This window comes from Paraburkholderia sp. BR14312, from assembly GCF_040948675.1.
GTDB lineage: Bacteria > Pseudomonadota > Gammaproteobacteria > Burkholderiales > Burkholderiaceae > Paraburkholderia > Paraburkholderia nodosa_A.
Map to the genome: position 1 here is coordinate 149,093 of NZ_JBFPKI010000009.1, position 24,225 is coordinate 173,317.

A 24,225-nucleotide genomic window follows, 5' to 3' on the forward strand; every position below is an offset into this window, starting at 1 on the left:
GCCCATTCTCAAATTTTTCTACGGTATTGAACGACATCGGGCGATCGACAGACCCCAACGGGAACCATTCGTATTGGTGCTCCCCATTGTTTCGGCGAAGTGCTGCTGCCCTCCGCGCTGGTATTCGTGCACGAAGCCCATCCGCAACTGGACATTGACCTCGCGTTAAATGACAGGGTCGTCGAACTCTACACCGAAGGGATCGACATCTCGTTTCGCCAGGGTCCGGTGGGCGACGGTACATTCCATGCGTTCCGTCTAGGTCACGTGGAACGAACTCTTGTCGCCTCGCCGGATTATCTCGCCGGGCATCCGCCGATAGGGGAACCCTCCGACCTGACCGGGCACGCGTTCATCCGCATCAAGTCGATGTTCGGCACCGATCACCTACCGCTTGCCGACGAGTTCGCAAAGCGCGATAACGTCGCGATCCGTACCACCATTACGACGAACCACTGGAGGGCGATGTATCAGATGATCAGGAACGGGATGGGGATCGGAGTCGTCGAGACCTTTGCGTGTGTCGACGCGCTCGCCAGCGGAGAACTCGTGCCGCTATTGCCTCAGTATTGTGTCCCGCCCCAGGAACTGCATCTGCTGATTCGGGCGCAAAGACCGATTCCCACGCGCGTGCATACGGTCGCCGAGATCATGAAACAGTGCGTGCCCGATCTGCTCCGCACACTGACCGTGAACGACTGCCCTGAGCGCGAACCATACCGCGCCGGCTAGGCATGATCCATGCAAGGATACAGCGAGTTCGCTTTGATGGTTCTCACTCGGACTCCGGCAGACTCGCCAGTACAGCCTTTCGGATATGCCCAATGGAAAGAGCTACCGAATTTCGGTCAAACGCGAAGGCGGAGGCGGAACAATTCCGTCGGGGTTTGTTTCGTGCCTGCTGGCCTACTGCGAGGAATGCCGTCTGCTCATCCCCCGAGTTCCTGGAACGCATGCCCGTTCGCCTCCAGGTTCTTCAGCGTTTCAGCATCGAGCTCGCTTTGCCAGATGTGACCGGAAAACTGCCACTTTTTTGGGTCGGCAAGATCGGGCAAACCCATGCCTTTGCGCACATAAAGTCCCAGCGTCGGCTTGGCGAGATTGATATAGAAGTCGAACTCCTGCTGCTGTTGCGGTGCGGGGGTCGTTGCGGGTTGCTGCGGTTCCATGAGTCCTCCTCCTGGCGGTGTTGCGAGCACGCCGTGATGCGCATCCCTATTCTTTCCCGGCCTGGGTCAGCCATCGTTTTTCACAAAGACGAGGATACATCTTTCGGGCGCAGCATACGCCGTTGGATGAGTAGCTTTCATGTCGATCGCAGGCTTTGCGGACCTCTTAAAGAATCGATGAGCAATGCATCGATACAATAAGATACGTATTCCTATCTAAACCGTAGGAATATACCCTCGCGTCGCCCCGACGTCCCCCCCGCGGTGCATGGCCGGGTACGATTTTCACCAGAGAAAGCTTTGACACACGAGCCTCAGCAGAAGCTCCAGTCGGAAGCGCAACGCCACGCTCAAGCAGCGGAGGCCTCCCTCCCCGGAGCGAGGCCGCCGTACATCCGCTCGCACAGTCCAACGCTTGCACCGAGCTTCCTCGACAGTTCCGATGCGGCGCGCAGCATCACTGTCGCGATGTCGCCCGACGTACGCGCGGCGTCGAGCCGCGACGCCGGTCCGGAGAGCGTGAGCGCAGCCATGAACTTGTCGCCGGACCCGAAGATGGGTGCCGCGAATGCAGCCGTATGGAGATCGCGCGCCCCCGACGTGAAAAGCGGCAGCTCAGGCGTCGTGTCGAATATCGCTTCGCCGAGCCCCCAGAATCTCAAGACCTGACCGATCGCCGTATCGTCGAGCGCGAACACGGTGCCGGGCAGCCGCGTTTCGCGCAGACCTTCGGATGGCTCCGCGCGGAACAGGCAAAGGCGCTGCGAGTGATCGATGACGTAGTACGACGCACTCTCCTTCGTCGACGTCGCGAGCGCATGAAGTGCCGGCTCGACCACCGACGAAAGATGGAACGACTGCTCATAGAGCTTGCCGAGATACAGCACGCGCGGCCCCAGCGAATACGAGCCGCTATCCGAGCGGATCACGTAGTTCATGCGCTCTAGCGAATTCATCAGGCGATATACAGTCGTCTTATGCATGCCCGATGCTTGCGACAGCGCCGCGAGCGACAGCGACTCGGCACCCGGCTTGAAGATGTCGAGTAGCGAAAGCGCCTTCTCGACAGACTGCACCCCTTCGTTTCCCATCGTCCCCCCTCCAATTTCTGTTGCTCGATTGTACATCGTACAACATTCTGCCCCGGTGTTTTACCATGTACAACTGTGTTGTACATCGCGGAGGGTAAACGAGGATGGCAGGTGCGCCTTACGCACCGTTATAGTGATTTCACCTTGTACAACAGTGTTGTACTACGTACAACGCAATCGAAGAGGTTGATTACCATGAGCGCATCTTCCAGCATCACGCCCGCCATCGTTCGCGACATCACGCGCGTCTCGCCCGAACTCGTCAAAGCCGCGTCGCAATTCCAGGCGGCCATTCTCGCCGACGTCGCGGGACGTCGCGGCACGCTGCATGGCCGCGTCAAGCCGGTCGCTCCCGGCATGAAGGTCGCGGGCCCCGCGTTCACAGTGGAGGTTCGTCAGGGCGACAACCTTGCCATTCACGCCGCGCTCGCCATCGCCAAGCCGGGCGACGTGATTGTCGTTGACGGCAAGGGCGACCTGTCGTGCGCGCTCATCGGCGAAATCATGACGACACAGGCCCACGAAAGCGGCCTCGGCGGCCTCGTCCTCGACGCCGCGGTGCGCGACTCTGCCGAACTGGCGAAGAACGGCTTTCCCGTGTTCGCCGCTGGCCTCAACCCGTGCGGCCCGACCAAAAGCGTGGCAGGCCGCGTCAATTTCCAGATTTCCGCGGGCGGCGCGACGATCAACCCCGGCGATCTCATCGTCGGCGATGCCGATGGCGTCGTCGTGATTCCGCGCGAGGACGTCGAGCGCATTCTCGTACTGGCGCAACAGAAGGTCGACGCGGAAACCGCGCGTATCGCCGCCATCCGCAAGCGCGAGGCGCTGCGCCCGGCGTGGCTCGACAAGGAACTGCGCGCAGCGGGCATGCTCGCCGAAGGCGAGGTCCTGTAATGAACGCTTCGACGCAAAAGCCGGCCCTTATCGTCACCGGCGCCGATCTCGCAGCGGAAGCGCTCGAGATGCTGGGCGACTTCGAGGTCGTATTCGCGGGCCGTCAACCGACAGAGGGCGACCTGGTTGCGCTCTGTGCCTTGCACAAGCCCGCTGCCATCATCGTCCGCTACGGGAAGATCAACGCGCGCGTCATGGACGCCTGCGGTGGCAACCTGCGGGTCATCTCCAAACACGGGAGCGGCATCGACGTCATCGACCAGACCGCAGCCGCTGAACGAGGGATCGCCGTGCGCGCCGCCGTTGGAGCCAACGCGGCGGCGGTTGCCGAACACACCTGGGCGCTCATTCTCGCCTGCGCGAACTCGGTGCCGCAGCTCGACGGGCGCATGCGTGCGGGCCACTGGGACAAGTCCACGCACAAGTCTCTCGAACTTGCTGGTCGCACCATCGGCCTCGTCGGGCTTGGCGCAATCGGGCGGCGTGTAGCGGCAGCCGCAACGGCATTCGACATGCGTGTGCTCGCGTTCGACCCGTACGCGAAGGAAGCTCCCGCCGGCGTTGCGCTCGTCAGCCTCGACGAACTCTTCTCCTCTTCCGACATCGTATCGCTGCACTGCCCGCTAACCGACGAGAACCGCAAGATGATCAATGCGCAAGCACTCGGCAAGTTCAAGGCGGGCGCGATTCTGGTCAACACGGCGCGTGGCGGCTTGATCGACGAAGCCGCGCTCGCCGAGGCGCTCTCGAGCGGCAAGCTGCTCGCGGCCGGCCTCGACAGTTTCGATGTCGAACCGATGCCCTCGCCCCATGTGTTCCAGGGCATCGCGAACGTCATTCTGTCGCCGCATATCGGCGGCGTCAGCGACGCAGCGTACGTGAACATGGGTAAGGGTGCGGCGGCGAATGTGATCGCCGTATTCGAAGAGCATACGCGCAGCGCTTTGCAGTCCTGATCGAAAACGCAGGTTCGAAATGTTCTATCTCAAGCAGCCGGAAGTCCGCCAGGCGGACGTGTTCACCCGCATGCCGGAGCACTTGCGCAAAGCAGGCGTGCAAACGGATTGGTCCAGAGCGAATCGCGGCGGGCAGCCGACCGACTCATTCCTTGAAGGTCCGGTCTGGAGCCCGTCCGGCCATCTCTATGTGACCGACATCCCGCACGGCCGCGTGTTCCGTATCTCAGCCGACGGCAAGTGGGAGCTCGTCGTCGAATACGACGGCGAGCCGAACGGCATGAAGCTCGTCGATGACGGCCACCTGCTCATCACAGATTACCGCAACGGCCTGATGCTGCTGGATATCGAACGCGGCGAAGTCACGCCATATCTCGAGCGGCGCAACACGGAACGCTTTCGCGGCGTCAACGACCTCACGTTCGACTCGAAGGGCAACCTGTATTTCACGGACCAGGGCCAGACGGGCCTGCACGACCCGACCGGGCGCGTCTACCGGCTCACGCCCGAGGGCAGGCTGGACATGCTGCTCGGCAACTGCCCGAGCCCGAACGGACTCGTGCTTTCGCCCGACGAAAAGGTGCTCTACGTGGCGATGACCCGCGGCAACTGCGTATGGCGCGCGCCGCTTCAGGCCGATGGCTCGGTGAGCAAGGTCGGCCAGTTCTTCACGTCGTATGGCCCGAGCGGCCCGGATGGCCTGACCATCGATAGCGCGGGAAGGCTCTTCGTCGCCAATCCGGGGCTGGGTCGCGCGTGGGTGCTGAATCACCTCGCAGAGCCCGAACTGATCTTGACCAGCCCTGCGGGCGCTTCGCTGACGAACCTGTGCTTCGGCGGCCCGGATATGAAGACACTTTTCATGACCGAATCTGTCTCCGGCACCGTGCTGAAGGCCGAGCTGGACATCGCCGGGCCCCTTCCCAAACAGGCAAAAACGCTAAACCAGGCGACCTGAAGAAAATTGCCGGCAGCGCGCAAACGCCAGCCGGCTTCGAGACAGCAAGTTGCATCGAGCAAAGAGCAACTGAGGAGCGCACATGCAGATCTCCCAATCCCTCCGCGAGGCGGTTTCGTCTACGGACAATAAGGATGCCGAATCGACTTATGCGTCGATGTCGGCCGCACAGCACGCTGAAAGCGAGCGCACGCTTGCGCGCGCGTTCCGGCGCATTCTGCCGTTCATTTTCGCGTGCTATGTGATCAGCTATCTGGACCGCACCAATGTCGGCTTCGCGGCGCTGACGATGAACAAGGATCTCGGCCTGACCGCGCAGCAATTCGGCGTGGGTGCGGGGCTCTTCTTCATCGGCTATTTCCTCTTCGAGATTCCGAGCAATCTGATCATGCAGAAAGTGGGCGCGCGTATCTGGATCGCGCGCATCATGATCACGTGGGGCTTGATCTCGATGGCGACGGCCTTCGTTGTCGGGCCGAAAAGCTTCGCCGCCGCGCGCTTTCTGCTCGGCATCGCCGAAGCCGGCTTCACGCCGGGCATCTACCTGTATTTCACGCAATGGTTCCCGGGCAAGTGGCGCGCGAAAGTCACAGCGGCCTTTCTCGTCGGCATTCCCGTTGCGAACATGATCGGCTCGCCCGTATCCGGCGCGCTGCTCCAGCTCGGCGGCCTGCACGGGTTGCGCAGCTGGCAATGGTTGCTGCTCATGGAGGGGCTGCCCGCGATTGCGCTCGGTATCGCTTGCCTCTTCATCCTCGCAGACCGCCCCGAAAAGGCCCGCTGGCTGAGCCGCGAGGAAAAGGACGTGCTCGCGCATCGCCTCGCGCTCGAACAGCGCAGTATCGCCGGCAAACACGGCTCCAGCCTGCGCGACGCCATGACGAACTGGCGCGTGTTCGTGCTCGCCTTGATCAACTTCTGCGGCATTGTCGGTTCGATCGGCGTGGGCCTGTGGATGCCGCAGATCATCAAGCAGTTCGGCGTCGGCCACGCAACGGTGGGCTGGCTCGCAGCCATTCCCTATGCGCTCGGCGCCGTCGTGATGCTCTGGTGGGCACGCCTCGCGAACCGTGCCGCACATCGCATTCCCTACGTGGCCGGTGCTCTCGTCATCGCGGCCGCCGCGCTCGCGATCAGCGCGATGCTCGACACGCCGCTCCTCAAGCTCGTCGCGCTGTGCGTGACCGTGAGCGGCATCCTGGCGTTTCAGGCGACCTACTGGGCGATTCCCTCCGGCTTCCTCACCGGCCGCGCCGCCGCGGGCGGCATCGCGCTGATCGTTTCGATCGGCAATCTCGGCGGCTTCGTCGGACCGTCGATGATCGGCGCCATCAAGGATATGTCCGGCGGCTTCACCGTGCCGCTACTCGCCGTGGCCGCCGTGCTGCTGCTCGGCGCGCTGACGATCGCATGGCTTGGCGACCCCGGCGCGGGCGTGGGAGAGGAGCCGAACGCCTGAATCATTTTTTCGCTTTTTCGTTGTCCGCTTCTCGCCAAAATCCGCACGCACTCAAACCAACAACCGGAGACACCATGCAGGAACACAAGACCTACACGACGCACGCCTTCACGCGCACTTCGCCGCGAGCTTTCGCGGCGACGGCAACGGCCGCGGCAGCAACGGCGGCATTCGCCCTCGCGCCGCACGCCGCTCACGCCCAAAGCAGCGTGACGCTCTATGGCATCGTCGATGTGGGCATCGAGCACATCAACAACACGCCAGGCGGCGGCGCGACCACGCGCGAAGTGTCGGGCAATCTCTCAGGTTCGCGCTGGGGCCTCAAAGGCGTAGAAGATCTCGGCGGCGGCATGAAGGCTATCTTCACGCTCGAAAACGGCTTCAACGTCAACGACGGCACGAGCGCGCAGTCGACCAAGGGCTTGGGCGCGAACGCGGCGACCACCTCGCGCCTGTTCGGCCGCCAGGCGTGGGTGGGCCTCACGTGGCATGGCCAGCAGATCACCTTCGGCCGCCAGAATTCGGTGCTCTACGATCAGGCCGTCGTGTTCGATCCGATGGGTGCATCCTCACGCTACTCCACGCTCTCCATCGACTACGCGACGGCGGGCCGCGTGGACAATTCCGCGAAGTACGTGGGCGCCTTCGGCCCCGTGAGTGTCGCTGCGATGTACAGCACGCGCTACGACACCGGCTACGGTAGCGAAGTGCCCGGCGCGCAACTCACGGGCCGCTACTTCGGCGGCTCGCTCACCTACGCGGGCGGACCGCTCGCCGCCAGCCTCTCGTACGAGCAGCGCAACAGCAACGGTCGCGACCAACACTGCCACGGAGCGCCGCGCCACCGCCGCCGCAACCTGGCTCGTCGGCAGCTTCAAGGCGTTCGCGGGCTATCGCTACCTGCAGGCGTCGCGCGCCTTCCTGCCCGCGAATCCGATCGGCGCCGCCAACGGCTCGCAGTCGGGTGCGGCCAATCTCTGGTGGGCCGGCGCGAACTACGCGTTCACGCCCGCCTTCTTCGTGACGGCGGCCGCCTATTACCAGGACGTGCACGGCAGCAGCGCCGATCCGTGGATGTCCGTGCTGAGCGCCGACTATCTGCTCTCCAGGAGCACCGATATCTATGCCACCGCTGCGTTCGCACGCAACAAAGGCGGCTCCGCGCTCGGTGTGAACGGCTACGGCACGGTCGCGGCGAATTACGACCAGACCGGCTTCGTGGTCGGCATGCGCAAAAAGTTCTGAGCAAGAAAACCATGCAGATCGTCCACGCCCCGCATCTTCCAGTTCGCGACGCCTGGCTCGCGTTGCATCGCGAAGATGCGCTGCTGCCGGAGCTTCCCATCGTCGATGCGCATCATCACCTCTGGGACCGGCAGACAGGCCGCTATCTCGCCGACGAGTTCCGGCAAGACATGGCAGCCGGGCACCGCATTGTATCGACGGTGTTCGTGCAGTGCCGCTCGATGCTGCGAACCGACGGCCCGGATGCCATGAAGCCCGTGGGCGAGGTCGAGTTCGCCAATGGCGTCGCCGCGATGTTCGCGAGCGGGACGTATGGCGCGATGCGCTGCTGCGAAGCCATTGTCGCCGGTGCGGATCTTGCGCTGGGGCATGACGTCGATGCAGTCATCGAGGCGATGCTCGAGGTCTCCGGGGGCAGATTGCGCGGCATCCGCAACCCGTTGGCGTGGCACGCGGACGAACGGGTTCGCTCGAGCCCGGTGACGCCGCCGCGCGATCTCATGCAGAACGCGGCGTTCATCGACGGCGTGCGCACGCTGGGCCGGTACGGACTCTCGCTCGACGTCTGGGTCTATCGCACCCAGCTCGACGCGCTGTTCGAACTGGCGCGCCTCGTCCCGGACGTCACCATCGTCATCGACCACTTCGGCGGCCCGGTCGGCGTCGGTATTCACGCCGGCCAAACGACGCAGACGAGAGCGGCGTGGTCGGCATCGCTGCGGCGTCTCGCCGCCCTGCCGAACACACGGCTCAAGCTCGGCGGCGCCGGAATGCCCGTGTTCGGCTTCGACTTCGCCCAGGCCGAGCGTCCTCCTGCTTCGGAAACGCTCGCAGCCGCGTGGAAACCGTACTTCGACGTCTGCATGGAGCTATTTGGCGCCGAGCGCTGCATGTTCGAAAGCAACTTCCCCGTCGACAAGGGCATGTTCAGCTACACCGTCCTTTGGAACGCCTTCAAGCGACTCGCCGCCAGCGGATCGATGACGGAGAGGTCGGCGCTTTTCAGCCGCACCGCTACAACGACATACGGCCTCACGGTACCAGGAGACGAGTAAATGAAAGTGAACACCCCTATCGCCGGCGGGGCGCCCGCGAGTACGAAGCGCGCCGGCATCCGCTCCGTGACTGCGCCTGAGTGGCGGGCGCTGTCTCTCGCGGGACTCGGCTGGACGTTCGAGAGTTACGACTCCTTCCTGCTCTCGCTCCTGCTGCCGACACTCGCCTTGCAGTTTGGCCTCACGAAACCCCAACTCGCCGTGTTCACGAGCATCACGGCCGCCGGTCAGATCATTGGCGGCATCCTCTTTGGCTATGTGTCGGATCGAATTGGCCGCGTGCGCACCGCGCTGCTCTGCATCGGCATCTACTCCCTCTTTTCGGGCCTGCTCGCAGTCGTGCCGAACGAGCACTGGTTCGCCGTCACGCGGCTGTGCGGCGCGCTCGGCATGGGCGGCATGTGGACCGCCGGCGCGGCGCTGGTGGCGGAGACCTGGCACGCGAGCCGGCGCGGCAAGGGCGGCGCGCTCATGCAGATGGGACTTCCCATTGGCGCGATCATCGCGATCAGCATCGCGGGCATCGTGACCGAACTGAATGGCGGATTGGGCGGTCAGGGCTGGCGCACGCTGTTCCTCATCGGCGCCGCGCCGTTCTTCATCCTCTTCTGGGTTGCGCGCAAAACTCCGGAATCTCCGATCTGGCTCGAGCGCAAGGCATCCGCACAGCGGGCCGCCGCCAGCCGGAACGCGCCGCGCGCACAGCTCAACGTCCGTGGCTTGCTCACAGCTTTCTTCTTCATCTTCTTTCTCCAGTACCTCTACTGGGGCGTGTTCACCTGGACGCCGACCTTCCTCGTCACGGTCAAGCACTTTGATTTCGCACACAGCCTGAAATTCGTGCTTGCACTGCAGTTCGGCGCCATCGCAGGCTTCCTGCTTTTCTCGGCGCTGGTCGACAAACTCGGGCGTCGCCCGATGTTCATCGCGTATCTCCTCGTGGGGGCGGTGGCGGTCGGCGTGTACATCGGCTCGGCGGAGCCGTTGTTGATTCTGTGCGCGATCTTTCTCACGGGGTTCGGCGTCAACGGCATCTTCGCGGGCGCCGGTCCATTCCTCGCGGAAGTGATTGGTGACACCGCTTCGCGCGGCTTCCTCATGGGCCTCGCCTACAACGGCGGGCGTCTCGGCGGCTTTATCGCGCCTCTCATCATCGGTTCGCTCGCCACCACGCCCAGTGGTTTCGTCGAGGGACTCGCGACGACGATTGTTGCCTTCGCAGCCGCTGCGGTCGTCGTTCTGTTTGCACCTGAAACGCGTGGGAAGACGCTCGCATGAATACGGCGGCACGTCAAAGTGCATTTTACGACCGGCTCTTCCCGGCGCTCGCGGAGCCCGCGCTGCGTCGCTACGCATGCGGGCAGGTGCTTTCCGTACTCGGCAGCTGGACCCAGAACATCACGCTGAACCTGCTCGTCTATCATCTCTCGGGCAAGGCCTCCGTATTGGCACTCCTGAATTTCCTGCTCTACGGACCTCAGCTGATCGTCGCACCCGTGGCCGGCTCGCGCATCCGCGCCGCGAATGCACGCCGCGCCACGCTCTGCGTACTTGCCACGTCATTGACGCTGACGTCGATCCTGCTCGTTCTGTGGTTGGCTGGCGCACTCGGCGTGAAGCTCATCCTCCTGCTCGCGCTGGCGATTGGCATTTCGAGCGCAATCGAGACGCCGGCGCGGCAGCTCCTGCTCGTCAGCAGTCTGCGAAATCCTTTGCTGACGTCCAACGCGGTCGCCATGAACACGATGGTCTACAACGTCGGACGCATGGTGGGTCCGAGCATCGCCGGGTTCGTCTATCCGCTGCTGGGGCCGGCGGCGGCTTTCGCGATGTACGGGTGCGCGTTGTGCGCGATGGCGATGTGCGTGCGTTCGATCCACCCCGCCAATCTTTCGGCGCGTTCGCGCGCGGACGGAGGCGGACTCCGGAATGCCGTGGGCTACGTCCTCTCGGATATGTTTTCCGCTCGCTACCTTCCGACGCTTGCCTGCATGGGCCTTTTCGCTGCGAGCTATCAGACGCTGGTGCCGCTGCTTGCCGACCACGCCTTTCATAACGCGGCGCGCTATACGGGCATTTTCTTCGCCGCTGCGGGCGGCGGCTCGCTCACTGCTGCGATTCTGCTCTCGTCCGCGTGGGGGCCACGTGCAACCAGGAAGCTGCTCGCTTTCGCACCGTGGCTCGCTGTCACCGCGCTTTTCACGCTGGCGTTCACCAACGACGCCAGCCTTTCCGTGCCCGCTTTCTGCGTGCTCGGCTTCAGCCTCACGTTTTCAGCAACCTCTACAAACGCCACCATCCAGCAGCGGTGCCCGGACCACGTTCGCGGCGGACTCGTCGGCATGTACGGCATGGCCTACAACGGCACGATGCCGTTCGGCTATCTGCTCGTCGGTACCGTGTCCGAAGCGTTGGGCGTGCGTTCGACTTTCACGGCGATGGCGATCGTGCTCGCATCGAGTGTCGTCGCCATTACCGCCCTGCACCATTTCAAGCAACGCCGCACAGGCGCACAATAAACGCATTGGAGACGCGTATGAACATTTCCAGCACTGATTTCGCAACCGAAGTGGAGACCCGGACCATCAAGAAAGTCGTCCTGCGTCTCGTCCCCTTCCTCATGCTCTGTTACCTGCTCGCATTCATCGACAGAGGCAACGTCGGCATGGCTTCGTTGCAGATGAACAATGACATCGGTCTGTCTGCACAAGTATTCGGATTTGGCAGCAGCCTGTTTTTTGTCTCCTATTTCATCTGCGAAGTGCCGAGCAACCTCGCGCTCCAGAAGTTTGGTGCGCGTGTGTGGCTTGCGCGCATCATGATTACATGGGGCCTTGTTTCCGCCGGCACCGCGCTGGTTCGCTCGCCGTCGAGCTTCTACGTGCTGCGCTTTCTCCTCGGTGCCGCAGAGGCCGGCTTCTTCCCTGGCGTGCTCCTTTACCTGTCGTACTGGATTCCGGCGAAGTATCGTGCGCGCATCATCGCGACTTTCATGGTCGCCATCCCGGCGGCAAGCTTTATCGGCTCGCCGATTTCCGCCGTATTGCTGCATATGGACGGATTCGCGGGCATTCGCGGGTGGCAGTGGCTGTTCATCCTTGAAGGCATCCCGACGGTCATTCTCGGCTTGATCTGCCTGAAACTGCTTACCGACAAGCCGACGCAAGCGACCTGGCTGAAGGATGATGAGCGCGAATGGCTCACGGCAGCGCTCTCGCAGGAAAAACGGGAACCCAAAAAAGTCGCTCAGATGTCCCTCGCGAAACTGTTCTGCAACCGCTACGTCCTCTGCCTCGCGCTCGTCGATGTATGCGCGTCGGGTGCGGGGAGCACGCTCTCGGTATGGCAGCCACAGTTGCTGAAGTCATTCGGGCTGACGGTCATGCAGACCGGCCTCCTCAATGCGGTTCCGTACGCGCTTTCCTCCGTCCTGATGGTCTACTGGGGACGTAGCTCCGACCGCCGCCAGGAGCGACGCTGGCACACTGTCATCCCCATGCTGCTGATCGGCCTCGGCCTCTTCGGCACGTCGCTGAGCGGCTCGCTCGGGCCAACCATCGTCATGCTCTGCGCGGTTCTCGTCGGCGCGTACGCCTTCAAGGGACCGTTCTGGGCACTGGCCTCCAGCATGCTTTCGAACAGCACGGCCGCAGCTGGACTGGCCACCATCAACGCCATCGCCAACCTGTTGGGCGGCGGACTTATGGTCAACGTCTATGGATGGGTGAAGGGCGCAACGGGAAGCTACGCGCTCGCGCTGATGCCGCTCGGCGCGCTCACCCTCGTCAGCGTCGTCACGCTCGTGTTGCTCACGCGCCCCGGCTCGGGCAAGCAACTCCACAAGAACAAAGTCGAAATCGCCTGAGATGCAGACCACTCGCAGAAAGTTTCTCGCCGCGATCGGCGCGGCTGGAATTACGGCCAGCATGCGCGCGTTCGGCGCTGAAGAAGAAGTCTGGTCGACGGGTGTCAATCCGCCGTCGTTCAAAATGCCGGCAGGTGCTATTGATTGCCACATGCACATCTACGACGACCGCTTCCCCGTTGCGCCTGGCACTTCGCTTCGGCCGCCAAATGCGACAGTCGAGCAGTATCGACGCCTGCAGAAGCGCCTCGGCATTCATCGCAACGTTGTCGTTACACCGTCGACTTACGGAACCGACAACCGCTGTCTCATCGACGCACTTCGGCAGTTCGACGGCAACGCGCGCGGCGTAGCCGTCGTCGACACATCGGTGACCCGCGAGCAACTCGATGAAATGAATACGGCAGGCGTGCGGGCCATCCGATTCAACCTGAGCTATCCAGGTGCCACGACCATCGACATGCTTGCGCCTCTCGCAGCGCGTATTGCGCCGCTGGGCTGGCACATCGAACTTGTCGTCCAGGGTGCCAGGCTGCCGGAACTCGCACCACGCCTGAACGCCTTGCCGTGCCCGCTGGTCATCGACCACATCGCGCACATCCCGCAACCGGACGGCCTCGGCTCGGAGGCAATGAAGGCCGCGCAGCGCCTCGTCGACAACGGGAAAACGTGGGTCACACTCTCCGGACCATACGTGGATACAAAAGCCGGCGCTCCCGCCTATGCAGACGTGGCGCCGGTCGCCAAGGCCTTGATTGCGATGGCGCCCGACCGGATGCTGTGGGGAACCGACTGGCCGCATCCTACGGAAAAAGCGCGCAAGCCGGACGATGCCTTGCTGGTCGACGTCATGGCTTCGTGGATAGGACGAGCGGACTGGCGGGAGAAGATCTTCGTCGAGAACCCGGAGAGGCTTTATGGATTCGTGGGCGCAGAGTGAGCGAAACAAATGGTTGTGAGGGTGTACTGAGGCGGAACGGCCACGTCCGCCGCACGCTTTTTCGCGAAACATTGGGCGCTTTCCTCTGTCGATCGCGCACTGAGATTGCCCGGTTTGATGGACGGATTTGCAGTCGGCGATCTGCGGAAGCATCGTGGCGTCCAATACCTGGTTCCCCTCACCTCTACCAAACCGGAAACACGACGTCTGGTTGCGGCGTAAATTCAATGCCCGAGTCGGGGCAGGATACGCGTCCCCTGACGGCAACCCGCTGTTTCAGATACGGCAGCAGGAGCGTGGGGGATGGTTCGCCCCCCTCTCCAAGAAGGATGTCGGACACCACCTTGTGGTTGCAGGGCGAGGTGGAGGGGCGATCCAGCATGATTGTCGTATAGTCACCCGGCGCATACTCCCCGCTGCCACGCTGGACAGTCCCGGTGATCCAGATGTCGTGTTGCAGGGGCAAAGTCGGCAGCGGCGGGCTGGCTGACATGGCGTTCTCTGACCATAATCCGGCAATCACAATTGCCGGGACCAAGGCACACAATCGTCTGTTCATGGTGCAAGCCTCTTGACGTCCAGTGACGCTCCCCTGCATGTCACGTTTTCCTTTCACTTCCCTGAAGCATGCCGCCGTGCGTACGTGCCTCACGACGAGCGTGTGCATACGGATCTCCAGTCCGTTGCGTATCTCGACTCTCAGCCGTTCCATTGAAGCACTCACCTTCGCGCGGGTACCGGTATCGCACCCTCCATGCGGTGCTCGCGCGAAAACCGCTCCGAACGCGGCGCTGAACGCTTCGTGGGACGGCACCGGGTGCACGGCGCCAACGACGGCATACCGTCGTGGCAAACGGTGCCCGCGGGGCAACCGCCCTGCCAACGGCGGCACAGGCTCGACGTGAACTGGTGAAACGTCAGCTACCCGGCGGCGATGCGCTCCGACAGCGTGCGCCGGGCACGCTGCGCCACCGGCTGGAAAACGCCGGACACGGCGACGATCGTACGGGGGACGTGCCCGAACAACGTAGTCGAAGCCGGGCGGAAATGAAGGCAGCTCATCGTATTCTCCTTCGACGCAGCAAGGAAGAGAACGGGCTTGCGCGCTCCAGTTCGCCTGCCATGCTGCGGGGCAAACAAATCGAAACACGCAGCATGCAACCGATCCATCACCGGGCACACTGCCAGAGCTGGATATAAGTTAGTTTCACTGATGAAAATTTTCAAGGTGGCGCGATGGATCCCGCTCACCTGGACCCGACATCCCGGATTATCGGACGCTGAAAGCCGGCGTTGCCTGTCGGACGGATCGCGTCAGGATATGCGCCCGTGGCTCACGGAGGACACCACCTTTTCACGGTGGCGGGCCGGAGTGCAGCCGGGACCGGCTTGATAAAGGCAGTCGTCCCACTGCACCGGCCCCGGCATCGAAGGTGGCATCGCCGTAGGAAGCAGAATCCGGATGTGTGCCAGAGCAGCATGCGCCCGGATCTGGCGGCACAGCTCACACACCGGTCAGCGACATCGTCCAGTCCGTTATGATCAGATCGGTGGCTGGCGCAGGGCATGGTTGAGGGCCTCCACGCCATTGTGTGCGCAGTGCACGCCGTACCCGTTCGAGGGTGAACATGAGGCAGTAGGCGTCGGGCAGTTCAGGCGGGTCGTTGACAGGCAGGATAGAAGGTATTCTGCTGGTCGGTGGACTTGCTTCCGCCAGGCGGAGCAAATTGCGTTCCCGGCTGCCATCCTGGTCATTGTCCATTGACGGTGCGAGGAAACGATAATGTGTCCTCGCACGCAGGTCTTTCGAAATGGTGTCACGCATTGGTACGGATCATGACCGATTCTCAAACGGGAACTACCCTGCAGGCCCTCGCCGGATTTCTACGACGGGAACAGGCGCGCCTGACGGAAAGATGGATGCAGGCCGTCGCTGCGGATGCCGACCTCATCGAAGCCGACCGGCTGACGTGGGAGCAGCTGGCCGATCATCTGCCCGCTATCCTGAGCGGCATCTGCATCGCGCTCGAAGAGCAGGATCTCCAACCAGTCGAGCGGGCCATTGAACGCAATGCGAGGCAGCACGGGAACGTGCGCTGGCAGCAGGGGTACCGCGTTGATGAACTCGTGCGTGAACTGGAGCTGTTCCGGCAGGAACTGGCCGCCGCCGTCCGGGCATTCGCGGCGTCCGACGACACGTTCACACGCGACCACGAATCCCGCGCCCTGCATCTGATCGACGAGGCGCTCAGCTTTGTCACCCTGACATCGATCCGCGAGGTCATCGGCGAGCGTGACCGGACCATCGCCGAATACACGAGCCAGCTGGAGCGTGCTAACGAGGAACTGCGTGAGCAGCAACGCGAGGTCGGCGAACTGTACCGGTCGCGCATGCAGGTCACGCGCGGCCTCGTGCACGACCTGCGCAACTTTCTGAACGCCTTTTCGATCGACCTGCAACTGATTGCGCGCGTTCCGTCCCGAGCCGAGGCCGGACTTGCGCTCGCGACCCGGCAGGCGGAGGACATGAAGCAGCTGGTCGACGAAATGGTGGAATATTCGGTTGTCGTCGGCGACAGCAGCCAGATCTGCATCGAGCCGGTTGATCTGCCCATGCTGTTTGACGAACTGGTCACGAACGCCCGTCCAGCGATCGAAGGAAAAGGCCTGCGTCTGTCCGCCTCGCTTGAGGCCGGACTGGTCCGTGTGCAGTCCAACCGCATCAAGCTCAAGCAGGTTGCGCTGAACCTGCTGTCGAATGCAACGAAATATACCCGCGAGGGGGGAATCGAACTGGTCATCGCGAGATGCGGTGACGGCCGGTGGTTCATGCGCGTGGCCGATACCGGTGTCGGCATTGCGCCGTCAGATACGGAGCGCGTGTTCAGGGAGTTCGAGCGGGCCGCCAGCGACGACATCCCGGGCGCCGGCCTGGGTCTGGCGATCGTCAGGGAGCTGTGCCACGCACTCGAGGGCGAGATCCACTTCGAGTCCCGCGAGGGTCAAGGCACGACCTTCGAAATCCGCTTTCCGGTCGACCTGAAGCCGCGAGGCTGACGCGGCGCCCGCCCGGCTCGTGATCTGAACGGATGTAAGCAGGGTGAGCGCCTTTCGGTCAGTGTTCCCGGCGGGGTCCATATCGCGGATCGAGCCCGACCTGCTCCGCAGGACGGCCTTCGGCCGACGCCTCACGTCCTTGTCGCGCCGGGGCACACTCCCTCGGTGCCCCCGGCCCGTCTGCAGCCCTGTCACTGGATCGGCGGTGCGGTGCCCAGCTTTTCGGCCAGCATCCGCTCGTACACGCCGAAGTGCAGGTCCACTTCAGACTGATCGACTGCGGTAACGATCAGGGTGATCTGGTCCGGCAGGAGACCAAGCACGCCTGCGATAAACGTTTCGAGCTGCGGCGCGCATACCTTGTCCTTGGCGACGGTCGTCCCGATCGTGACTTCATAGTTTTTTTCCTGTCGGCAGACCACCTCCACCAGGCGCGCGCGGGCGCTCATGTTGTTGTCGACCGCAGTCCGGATGACGTCCACCGCCTTACGCATTGCTTCCGTCGGAAAACCTTTGGTCGAGCGCAGACGCACGCGGTGCGGGCCCAGGGTCAACCAGTCGGTATCGAATTCCATCGTGTCCTCCGCTTGCTACATGTTTCCGCCGCGATGATATGAGCTGGCAAAATTTTTTCAAGGTGCACCGCTGCTTTTGCTCCTTGAAATCCTCGCCAGAGTACCTATCTTAGGATTCGCTCAGGCAGACGCGCGGGTTTCCGCGTCCCGTGCGCTGCGTGTTTCGATTGTTTGCCAGACGCTGGCAGGCGAGCTGGAGCGCGTAGGCCGGTTCGCCTCCTTGCGTCGTTCAAGGAGAACTGCATCATGAGCGATCTCTATTCTGGATCCGACCTCTTCAGCGAGTTCGACCGGCTGCAGCAGCAGATGGCGAGCCTTCTCGGTACTTTCCCCTCCAGTCTGCGGGCGAGCCGCTTCGGCACGTTCCCGCCCGTCAATATTGGCGCCACCGACGACTCGATCGAGATTGTCGCGTTTGCACCGGGCATCAATGCGGCGGAGCTCAACGTATCGATCGACAAGGGACTGCTGACCATCAGCGGTGAGCGCAAGCCGGCGCAACCGGATACCGGCGAGGACACACGCGTTTATGCGCAGGAGCGCTTCACTGGCGCGTTCCGGCGGGTCATCGAACTGCCGGAGAACGCGGACCCCGACAAGGTTCAGGCACGCTACGAGAACGGTTGCCTGTCGATCGCCATCGGCAAGCGCGAATCTTCGAAGCCTCGAGCCATCACAGTCCAGTAATCCAGGGAGCTGAAAATGAGCGATACCACCGAACTGAGCAGGCGCGACCCGTCAGCGGTCGCGCGCAGCGAAAGCCGGCCCTCCGCACGGCGGATGACGATTACTCCCGCTGTTGATATCTACGAGAACACCCAGGGCGTCACGTTGTGGGCGGACCTCCCCGGTGTGACCCGGGACAAGCTCGATGTGCGAGTCCACGACGGCAATCTCGCCATCGAGGCTGAGGCGGTTGTGCCGACACCGGCAAATCTGCGGCTGCAGCATGCTGAGGTTCGTGAGCCGCGCTTTGCGCGCACGTTCACGCTCTCCCCGGACTTCGATACCTCGAAGATCGAGGCGAGCCTGAAGGACGGCGTACTGAAGCTCACGATCCCGCGCCGCGACGAGGCGCGCCCACGACGGATCGAAGTGCGTACGGGCTGAGGTCGGCGCGCGGGCAACAACGGCAGGAAGCACCGGGTGGCGGCTGCCTGGCTGCCACCCTCTGACAGCGGAGGCCCGCCGACGGCAGAAAAACGGCGGCGCGGGAGGCAAGTAGAGCGGCAGTTGCACGGTATCGATCTGCTCCTGAAGCCTGTCGAAAAGGTCCATAGAGCCTCCCGGTAGACATGTTGCAGGGCCACTTGAAATTTCCGTTCCTTGCGCTATTTTATGCATCGCTCAGGCAGTCGCGATCATGCGCTGCGTGTTTCGATTTGTTTGTCGGCGGGGTTTCCCACGGGCAGGCGGACTGGAGCGCGTGGTTCCGTTCGTCTTTCGTGCGCGGCCCCGGTTTCAGGGAGCCAGTCATGAGCGATCTTTTCTTCAGCACCGATCTGCTGGGCGAATTCGACCGCCTGCAACGGCAGATGGCCAGCGTCTTTGCGGGCTTGCCCGCGAGCCTGCGCGCCACGCGCAGCGAAACCTTTCCACCCGTCAACATCGGCAGCACCGACGACAGCCTCGAGATCGTCGCGTTCGCGCCAGGACTCGATCCCGCCGCCATCAACGTTTCGATCGACAAGGGGGTGCTTGTGATCAGTGGCGAGCGTAAGCCGCCCGGACCTGAAGCGGACGATGAGACCCGCGTCTACGCCACGGAACGCTTCATGGGGGCATTCCGGCGCGTGATCGAGCTGCCGCAGCACGCGGACCCCGACAAGGTCATTGCGCGCTATGTGAACGGCTGCCTGACGGTGAGCGTCGGACGTTCCGAGGCGTCGAAACCACGCGCCATCGCCGTCCAGTGAGCCCGGCGCAAATGGAGTACGTGAAAGCACGGAGGACATCATGAACGACAGCACTGAACTGGCCAACCGTGAGTCGCGCACTGACGTTGCCTCGCGCGAGGGCGCGCAACCTGCGAAGCAGCTGACCCGGATCTCACCTGCGGTTGACATCTTCGAGGACAGCCGCGGCATCACGCTATATGCAGACCTGCCTGGTGTGCCGCGCGAAAAGCTCGACGTGCGCGTGCAGGACGGCAGTCTGAACATCGAGGGCGAGGCAGTGATTCCCGTTCCATCAGGACTGCGCCTGCAGCATGGCGAGGTGGTCCACCCGCACTTCAGGCGCGCCTTCACGCTTAGCCCCGATTTCGACGCCTCGCGCATCGACGCACAGTTGCGCGATGGCGTCCTGAAGCTCACCGTTCCTCGTCGTGAGAAGGCAAAGCCGCGACGCATTGAGGTGAGCGTTGGCTAGGCGTACGCACAGGGGCAAGGCCGGTCATGCGGCGTGGACCGGACGGCCCGCGCCGCGTGACCTGTCACGCGGAGGTATTTATGGACGACGTACGCAGCGAATGCTGGAGGGGCTTCGTGATCGAGACCCGCGCGTTTCCGGTTCGGCACTGTGCGCTGCCTCATGCCGGCCGCGACACGTACGTGGCCGTCGTGCGCATCCGGCACGCGGAGCAGATGGTCGCGGACTGGCATCTGCCGTGCTACGCCCAGCACTGGGCAAGCGTGGACGAGGCGCATCGGGAGACGGCCGAGTACGCGATACGCGCCATCAACGCAGGCTGTCTGAACGACACGGGTTCGCCGGCGCGATTCCTCGCGTGAGCGCGCCGCGTTGCACGGTGGCGCAGCCCCTTTCCGGCTTGCACTACGTTTCGTTTTTCTGCAGGGGACCGCTGCTGTCGGGACCCTGTCTTACGGGAGAAGAAAATGCTTAGTCCACACGAATTTGCGACCCTGATGCTGGTTCGTCAGGCGCCGGACCAGCTCGACATGGACCGCGCCGAGCTCGACGCGCTGCTCGAACGCCAGCTGGTCATGCTGGAACATTGCGCCGAGGGCGCACGCCGCGCATACCTGACCGGGAAGGGCCGAACGTTCCTCGACGCGCTTCACCCGGGCGACGCAGCCCGCCGAAGCCGGAAGACCGCCGGCAACGGCAGTGGGGAGAGGCCGGAGCCGCCCCCCGTGCCGGGCAGCCAACCGGCGGATATCGTGGTGCCGGGACATGCAGGCTGAATGGGTGTGCGATCGCAACGCCTGGCTTGTCATTTCCGCGGTCGCGTGTGGGCGCGAGGTTACCGTGAAATTCTCCGGTAACCCCGGTGCGATACAGGTCGTCGCCGGGCGTCCAACCGATGGCCACCCGAGCGTGCAGGTCGGGGAATGACACGTGCTGCGCTTGAGGGACTGGACGCGAATTCCGCGTGTCCGGTCATGTTTCGGAAATGATGCTCAGCTGGAGATGTCATATGCAAACGGACAAAGTCATCGAGTATCACGGCTGCGAGGTCCGGCCGGTGGTCACCGCCACCGGGAGTGGCCGTTACGCAGCCGCGGCCGTCGTCACCGACCGGGCGGGCGAAATACGCACGCTCGGTGTCGATGGAGATTTTGCCAACGCCCAGGAAGCACGCGATGAAGCGCTGGAGCTTGCCGTCGCGTGGATCCAGCAGCGCTCGGTCGTTTCAGACCGGTATGTCCGACGAACCTAGCCGCCAATCAGCAACTGCCGTCCGGACGCACGGTGAACAACGGCGGATTCGAGGGTCGATCCGAGTCCGGTTCGCCGTGCTTCCGGAACTGTTTGGGCGCAAGCCACATCAAGGAAAAGAGAATGACAGATATTGCAGTCATCGATCCCGACGACGAAGACGCGCTTTATGAACGCATCCGGCTCCTGCTCTTTAGCGCTGACCTGCCGGTGCAGCGTCTGCAAGCCGACATCGACGACATCGGACGTTTCACCACGCCGGATGTGCGCTCACCGCATCTGCACCTGGTCGAGGCCATGCCGCCGCTTACGCCCGCTGCGGAAGCGATCGTGCGCGCCATGATCCGCGCATACGGCATGGAGCTGTTCGGGCGCGGCAGCGCGGATTCCGGGCTGCGTGCCTTGATCAAGGCTGGACCGGTCAAGTTTGGACAAACTGCCTTGATGCTGGGGCCAGACGCCCCCGTTCCGGTGCGTGCCCGTCCACTCGTCGAGGCGTTCAACCGAATTTTCGAGCACTACCCCGAAAGCGGCTTCCCGCAGGCGCGATACTTTCTTTCGGCTATTGGGCTGCCAGTCGGCCGCGACATGAATTCGCGAGTGCGTCGCTCGCTCCAGCGCAACTAGCACAGGCGTCGTACAGCCAAATATCCCGCGTCGGGAACTTCGCTTCATATCATAGCGGTCACCGAAATCATCGGCTGATGCGTCACTGGAAACCGATCAGCTTGGAACTGGAGTGTATGCGGCGGAACGATTTTTGCTGGGCATAACGTTGCCCGCACCGCTTTGGTCTTTCGGCGGCCGGGGCCTCCGATGCGCAAGGGCGCAGGCGATCCATCCCTCCGGTGTCATCGATGAAAACTACCGACGTATTGACGGCAGGATCGGGCGGCCATGCCGACCACTGCGTGCACTTCTATGAAGACGACGCGCCGCTGATCCGGCGCGTCGCGGACTTCGCGGAAGAAGGGCTGGACGCCGGCGGCAGCGCGATCCTGATTGCAACGGAGCCGCATCTCGCCGCGCTTCGGGCGCGCCTGAGCGGTCGCAGCGTCCGCGGCGATCCTGAGGCCCGCGAGTCGTCACTCGTCATGCTCGATGCGCAGACGACGCTCTCGGGTCTGAGCGTTGACGGCTGGCCGGACGAGCGTCTGTTCGATTCGACGGTCGGTGCCATTGTCGCCCGCGCTGCGCGACGCAGCGGACCCGTGCACGCGTTTGGCGAGATGGTCGCGCTGTTGTCCGCGCAGGGCCGGCATGACGCAGCCCTGCGGCTCGAGCACCTGTGGAACGCGCTGGGCACCCGGTACCACTTCTCGCTGATGTGCGCCTACCCGCAACGCCTCTTTCCGACTGGCGAAGAAACTGGCGTTTTCCGGCACATCTGCGACGCCCATACGCGCGTGCTGCCAGACGACATTTTCACCGCCGATTCGCCAGCGGAGGCATTCCGGCACACTGCGCTCTGGCGGCAAAAAGCGGGCGCCCTGGAGGCGGAAATCCTGCGCCGGCAGCGCGCCGAGCGACAGCGTGACGGCATGCTGATGAATTCACCTGTCGCCTCCGCACTGCTCGTCGGTCCCGATCATTGCTTCCGCCTCGCGAATCTCGCCTACGCGGCGCTGGCGGGTCACGATGACGTCATCGGTTGCCGCTACGCCGACGTGTTTCCCGGGGATCATGAGGTCGTACAGGCGTTGCGGCGCGCGTTCGCGCGCGGCGAGGCGGTCGTCATCGACGAACACCGCCGTCACGGAGCCGCTGGCGCTGGGCGCGTGTTCACCGTGCACATCAATCCGCTGCATCCGGAAAGCGGCCAGCCTGTCGACAGCCTGATCCTGACGGCCGTTGACGTTACGGAGCATGTGCGTACGCGTGAACGGCTGGAACGACTGCATGCGGAACGGGCCACGCTGGTCGCTGATCTCGAGCAGGCAGGTCGCGTCAAGGATGAATTCCTCGCCATGCTGGGTCACGAACTGCGCAACCCGCTGGCACCGATTGTCACCGCGCTGCAGCTGATGCGGCTGCGCGGAGAAACGGCAGTGGCCCGCGAGCATTTGATCGTCGAGCGCCAGGTGGACCACCTCGTCCGTCTGGTCGATGACCTGATGGATGTTTCCCGCATCACACGCGGCGACGTGGTGCTGAAAAAGGAAGCCGTCAATGTTCGGGAGGCGATCGCGAAGGCAGTAGAAATGGCAAGCCCGCTGCTCGAGCTGCGCGGACACGCCCTCGAGGTCGATATCGGGAGCGACATGATCTGCGACGCAGATCCCGTGCGCTTCGCGCAAATCATCAGCAATCTGCTTACGAACGCGGCACGTTATACCGATGCGGCGGGCAAGATAAGCGTAAGAGCTTCATGCGACGGTCAACATGTCCAGATCCGCGTACGCGATAACGGCATGGGCATCGCACCGGACTCGCTTACGCAAATCTTCTTGCCGTTCTATCGCGGCAACGCAGCCGACGGACGCGGTGCAGGCGGACTGGGGCTCGGTCTGGCGCTCGTGAAAAATCTCGTCGAGCTGCACGGCGGCTCGGTGCGCGCGACGAGCGACGGGCCCGGATGCGGCAGCGAATTCACCGTCGAGCTGCCGCGCGGCAACGTCGAACCGCTGCCTGCCGATGCGAAGGGCGGTATGGCGACTGTGACGGCAGCCGCGGGGCGGCGGGTCCTCGTGGTCGACGATAATGAAGATGCGGCCCTTGCGCTCGCCGAGTGGCTGCGGATCCATGGTCATATCGTAGAGACGCTTCATGATCCGGTCGCAGCCCTGCAATGCGCGCCGTCAATCGATCCTGACGTCGTCGTGCTCGATATCGGCCTTCCTGGCATGGACGGTTACGAATTGTGCAGGCGCTTACGCACCCTACTCGTCTCGCGGGCGCGCACGTACGTGGCGCTGACCGGCTACGGGCAGGACGGCGACCGGGCGCGCAGCCGCGCCGCAGGCTTCGATCACCACTTCGTGAAGCCGTTGCAGCCGCCCCTGCTTCTGGATATGATCCTGGCCTCGCCAGCAGGCAGGGAGCGGAGGTGATGCCATCTCGCCGATCATTGCGGTTTGTTCGCGCGCACACCGACGTTCATTCCTCACAGCCTGGGCCCTCGCCCCTCCGAGCCGTATGTGCAAGTTCGCCGGGAAATATCGCGGACGGCAAGGCGGCTCCGCGACGCACGCCGCCCGCATGGGAGCGTCCAATCGGGACGCCTCGGGACAGTACACGGTCTTCCGGCGCCCTCGCCTGTTACCCGCGCCCCGATCTGCGCGACTCCTCGCAGGCTTCATGAGTTTTAGTTTTCCTTAAAAATCGACACTCAATGTGG

General features: G+C 63.3%; 24 protein-coding genes and 3 pseudogenes. 22 read left to right on the forward strand and 5 right to left on the reverse strand.

Annotated features, from left to right (window positions below):
* Window positions 1-60 precede the first annotated feature (60 nt).
* Together AB3X98_RS25105 and AB3X98_RS25110 are read left to right on the forward strand one after the other, a co-directional pair.
* A pseudogene (locus AB3X98_RS25105) lies at window positions 61-732 on the forward strand (substrate binding domain-containing protein); the annotation flags it as partial.
* A gap of 46 nt (window positions 733-778) precedes the next feature.
* Window positions 779-904: pseudogene (locus AB3X98_RS25110) on the forward strand (nitric oxide dioxygenase); the annotation flags it as partial.
* A gap of 25 nt (window positions 905-929) precedes the next feature.
* Here AB3X98_RS25110 and AB3X98_RS25115 read toward each other — a convergent pair.
* Both AB3X98_RS25115 and AB3X98_RS25120 read right to left on the reverse strand, forming a co-directional pair.
* Entirely contained in the window at window positions 930-1,169 is a 240-nt protein-coding gene (locus AB3X98_RS25115) for a hypothetical protein (RefSeq protein WP_368602994.1), read from the reverse strand.
* A gap of 350 nt (window positions 1,170-1,519) precedes the next feature.
* Window positions 1,520-2,260 carry an IclR family transcriptional regulator gene (locus AB3X98_RS25120; RefSeq protein ID WP_368602993.1) on the reverse strand — a complete coding sequence of 247 codons (741 nt, stop codon included), beginning with the start codon at window positions 2,258-2,260 and terminating at the stop codon, window positions 1,520-1,522.
* A gap of 195 nt (window positions 2,261-2,455) precedes the next feature.
* Here AB3X98_RS25120 and AB3X98_RS25125 point away from each other — a divergent pair, with 195 nt between their 5' ends.
* The 10 genes and pseudogenes from AB3X98_RS25125 (at window position 2,456) to AB3X98_RS25170 (ending at window position 13,635) form a co-directional block, all read left to right on the forward strand.
* The gene (locus AB3X98_RS25125; RefSeq protein WP_368602992.1) at window positions 2,456-3,157 is read left to right on the forward strand and encodes an RraA family protein; all 702 of its coding nucleotides are present in this window, start codon (window positions 2,456-2,458) and stop codon (window positions 3,155-3,157) included.
* A complete protein-coding gene (locus AB3X98_RS25130; protein ID WP_368602991.1) occupies window positions 3,157-4,113 on the forward strand; it encodes a hydroxyacid dehydrogenase in 957 nt (318 codons plus the stop codon). Before AB3X98_RS25125 ends, AB3X98_RS25130 begins: the two co-directional genes overlap by 1 nt.
* A gap of 19 nt (window positions 4,114-4,132) precedes the next feature.
* Window positions 4,133-5,071: an SMP-30/gluconolactonase/LRE family protein gene (locus tag AB3X98_RS25135; protein WP_368602990.1), complete on the forward strand. Its 939-nt coding sequence runs from the start codon at window positions 4,133-4,135 to the stop codon at window positions 5,069-5,071.
* Between the two features lie 82 nt (window positions 5,072-5,153).
* A complete protein-coding gene (locus AB3X98_RS25140; protein ID WP_368602989.1) occupies window positions 5,154-6,530 on the forward strand; it encodes an MFS transporter in 1,377 nt (458 codons plus the stop codon).
* Between the two features lie 155 nt (window positions 6,531-6,685).
* Window positions 6,686-7,775 (forward strand): annotated as a pseudogene (locus tag AB3X98_RS25145) (porin); the annotation flags it as partial.
* An 11-nt stretch (window positions 7,776-7,786) separates the two neighbouring features.
* Window positions 7,787-8,830, forward strand: coding sequence for an amidohydrolase (locus AB3X98_RS25150; RefSeq protein WP_368602988.1), 1,044 nt, complete (start codon window positions 7,787-7,789; stop codon window positions 8,828-8,830).
* Window positions 8,831-10,108 (forward strand): MFS transporter, encoded by a 1,278-nt coding sequence (locus tag AB3X98_RS25155; RefSeq protein ID WP_083245373.1) that lies wholly within the window; start codon window positions 8,831-8,833, stop codon window positions 10,106-10,108.
* Window positions 10,105-11,349, forward strand: a complete 1,245-nt coding sequence (locus tag AB3X98_RS25160) for an MFS transporter (protein ID WP_368602987.1) — start codon at window positions 10,105-10,107, stop codon at window positions 11,347-11,349. Before AB3X98_RS25155 ends, AB3X98_RS25160 begins: the two co-directional genes overlap by 4 nt.
* Window positions 11,350-11,366: 17 nt before the next feature.
* Complete coding sequence (locus AB3X98_RS25165) at window positions 11,367-12,695, forward strand: MFS transporter (protein WP_368602986.1); 1,329 nt, start codon at window positions 11,367-11,369, stop codon at window positions 12,693-12,695.
* A 61-nt stretch (window positions 12,696-12,756) separates the two neighbouring features.
* Window positions 12,757-13,635 (forward strand): amidohydrolase, encoded by an 879-nt coding sequence (locus AB3X98_RS25170; RefSeq protein ID WP_368602985.1) that lies wholly within the window; start codon window positions 12,757-12,759, stop codon window positions 13,633-13,635.
* 184 nt (window positions 13,636-13,819) lie between these two features.
* Here the strand turns inward: AB3X98_RS25170 and AB3X98_RS25175 are convergent, their stop codons facing one another.
* Together AB3X98_RS25175 and AB3X98_RS25180 are read right to left on the reverse strand one after the other, a co-directional pair.
* Complete coding sequence (locus tag AB3X98_RS25175) at window positions 13,820-14,302, reverse strand: hypothetical protein (RefSeq protein ID WP_368602984.1); 483 nt, start codon at window positions 14,300-14,302, stop codon at window positions 13,820-13,822.
* A 254-nt stretch (window positions 14,303-14,556) separates the two neighbouring features.
* On the reverse strand, window positions 14,557-14,697 hold the full coding sequence (locus tag AB3X98_RS25180) for a hypothetical protein (RefSeq protein ID WP_368610338.1): 141 nt from the start codon (window positions 14,695-14,697) through the stop codon (window positions 14,557-14,559).
* Between the two features lie 774 nt (window positions 14,698-15,471).
* Here AB3X98_RS25180 and AB3X98_RS25185 point away from each other — a divergent pair.
* On the forward strand, window positions 15,472-16,692 hold the full coding sequence (locus AB3X98_RS25185) for a sensor histidine kinase (protein ID WP_368602982.1): 1,221 nt from the start codon (window positions 15,472-15,474) through the stop codon (window positions 16,690-16,692).
* A gap of 191 nt (window positions 16,693-16,883) precedes the next feature.
* Here AB3X98_RS25185 and AB3X98_RS25190 read toward each other — a convergent pair whose 3' ends face one another.
* On the reverse strand, window positions 16,884-17,267 hold the full coding sequence (locus AB3X98_RS25190) for a hypothetical protein (RefSeq protein WP_069266268.1): 384 nt from the start codon (window positions 17,265-17,267) through the stop codon (window positions 16,884-16,886).
* Between the two features lie 246 nt (window positions 17,268-17,513).
* Here AB3X98_RS25190 and AB3X98_RS25195 point away from each other — a divergent pair, with 246 nt between their 5' ends.
* The 9 genes from AB3X98_RS25195 to AB3X98_RS25235 all read left to right on the forward strand — a co-directional run bounded on the left by AB3X98_RS25195 (window position 17,514) and on the right by AB3X98_RS25235 (window position 23,938).
* On the forward strand, window positions 17,514-17,954 hold the full coding sequence (locus AB3X98_RS25195; RefSeq protein WP_342946424.1) for an Hsp20/alpha crystallin family protein: 441 nt from the start codon (window positions 17,514-17,516) through the stop codon (window positions 17,952-17,954).
* 15 nt (window positions 17,955-17,969) lie between these two features.
* Window positions 17,970-18,377, forward strand: coding sequence for an Hsp20/alpha crystallin family protein (locus AB3X98_RS25200; protein WP_069266266.1), 408 nt, complete (start codon window positions 17,970-17,972; stop codon window positions 18,375-18,377).
* Window positions 18,378-18,742: 365 nt separating this feature from the next.
* The gene (locus AB3X98_RS25205) at window positions 18,743-19,183 is read left to right on the forward strand and encodes an Hsp20/alpha crystallin family protein (RefSeq protein ID WP_368602981.1); all 441 of its coding nucleotides are present in this window, start codon (window positions 18,743-18,745) and stop codon (window positions 19,181-19,183) included.
* 40 nt (window positions 19,184-19,223) lie between these two features.
* Window positions 19,224-19,637 carry an Hsp20/alpha crystallin family protein gene (locus AB3X98_RS25210; RefSeq protein ID WP_368602980.1) on the forward strand — a complete coding sequence of 138 codons (414 nt, stop codon included), beginning with the start codon at window positions 19,224-19,226 and terminating at the stop codon, window positions 19,635-19,637.
* An 80-nt stretch (window positions 19,638-19,717) separates the two neighbouring features.
* A complete protein-coding gene (locus AB3X98_RS25215; protein WP_368602979.1) occupies window positions 19,718-19,999 on the forward strand; it encodes a hypothetical protein in 282 nt (93 codons plus the stop codon).
* Window positions 20,000-20,104: 105 nt separating this feature from the next.
* Window positions 20,105-20,413 carry a hypothetical protein gene (locus tag AB3X98_RS25220; protein WP_368602978.1) on the forward strand — a complete coding sequence of 103 codons (309 nt, stop codon included), beginning with the start codon at window positions 20,105-20,107 and terminating at the stop codon, window positions 20,411-20,413.
* A gap of 233 nt (window positions 20,414-20,646) precedes the next feature.
* Window positions 20,647-20,889 carry a hypothetical protein gene (locus AB3X98_RS25225; RefSeq protein ID WP_069266262.1) on the forward strand — a complete coding sequence of 81 codons (243 nt, stop codon included), beginning with the start codon at window positions 20,647-20,649 and terminating at the stop codon, window positions 20,887-20,889.
* Window positions 20,890-20,921: 32 nt separating this feature from the next.
* The gene (locus tag AB3X98_RS25230) at window positions 20,922-21,515 is read left to right on the forward strand and encodes a hypothetical protein (RefSeq protein ID WP_368602977.1); all 594 of its coding nucleotides are present in this window, start codon (window positions 20,922-20,924) and stop codon (window positions 21,513-21,515) included.
* Between the two features lie 230 nt (window positions 21,516-21,745).
* Window positions 21,746-23,938, forward strand: a complete 2,193-nt coding sequence (locus AB3X98_RS25235; RefSeq protein WP_368610339.1) for an ATP-binding protein — start codon at window positions 21,746-21,748, stop codon at window positions 23,936-23,938.
* Window positions 23,939-24,225: the final 287 nt, after the last annotated feature.